1 protein-coding gene is annotated in these 1144 nt (G+C 46.7%); it reads right to left on the bottom strand.

Going from position 1 to position 1144, the window contains the following annotated elements; translation table 11 throughout:
• Positions 1 to 1098, bottom strand: a 1098-nt coding sequence (gene ltrA, locus L2747_RS21335) for a group II intron reverse transcriptase/maturase (RefSeq protein ID WP_249000916.1), incomplete at its 3' end; no start/stop codon positions are given.
• Positions 1099 to 1144: the final 46 nt, after the last annotated feature.

Genomic DNA, 1144 nt, shown 5'->3' with positions numbered 1-1144 from the left:
GATCCAATGGTCTAAATCAACACATCCTTGGTAAGTATTGGCTATGCCAAAGTAGTTGATCCAGCCTTGCATGTACTGCCGCACTTTAAACAGCTGATACTCCATACTAACGCCCCAATTTCGGTTCGTTAGCCGTCTCATCTTTTGTTTGAAAATGTGCAATGTTTTAGCATGCCACTGGATCTTTCCTCGGTTAAATGTAAACCCTAGGAACTTGCTTTGACCTACCTTAACCACTTGGCTTTTCTGTTCATTAACAACCAGTTTCAGCTTAGTGGCAAGGTATTGAGTAATGCTCTTGAGTACCCGCTCTCCCGCTCGAATAGACTTTACCAAAATGATGAAATCGTCCGCGTAGCGGGCGAATTTATGCCCTCGGCTTTCCAGCTCTTTATCCAGACTATCCAACATAATGTTTGATAGTAATGGCGAGAGTGGACCGCCTTGAGGCACGCCTTCGAAACTTGCTTCAAATTGGTCATTGACCACTACGCCAGCACGTAGGTATTTACCGATAAGTGCCAACAGACGCTTATCCTGCACCTTGCTCCTAAGTTGAGTCATCAAGAGATCATGATTAACTCGGTCAAAGAACTTAGATAGATCAACATCGACGGCAAATTTGCGTTTCTGTTTGATGATATCCCTTACTTGCAGTACCGCTTGTTTAGCATTTCTGTTCGGCCTAAAGCCAAAGCTGTTAGACGAGAAGAATGGGTCAAACAGTGGTGTGAGTATTTGAGCTATCGCTTGCTGTATCACACGGTCAATGACGTTAGGGATCCCCAGTTTGCGTTTACCGCCATCGGGTTTGTCGATCTCTACGCGCCTGACTGCTGAGGGTTGGTACTCACCTAGCTCAAGTTGAGTTTTACACTGTTGCCAGCCGCCTTGTTGCATCCAGAGCGGGAAGGCTTCGATGGTCATGCCATCGATGCCTGCCGCGCCTTTATTGGCTTTAACTTGACGCCACGCTCGGTGTAGATTCTCAGGTTCGAGCAATTGTAGGAATAAATCGCTGTTGAAGGCCGGCTGCATATCAATACGCTGCCGATAGTAATCGTCTGGCGACGTAGTGGGTATCGACAAGTTTGACAAGACTCCTCCTTCTTCTAAATGTTCAGGCCTTCACCGTGTACCCACT

This window comes from Shewanella marinintestina (genome assembly GCF_023283845.1).
Lineage (GTDB): Bacteria > Pseudomonadota > Gammaproteobacteria > Enterobacterales > Shewanellaceae > Shewanella > Shewanella marinintestina.
The sequence above is the reverse complement of the archived record's forward strand: the minus strand, read 5'-3'. Positions and strand labels throughout refer to the sequence as shown.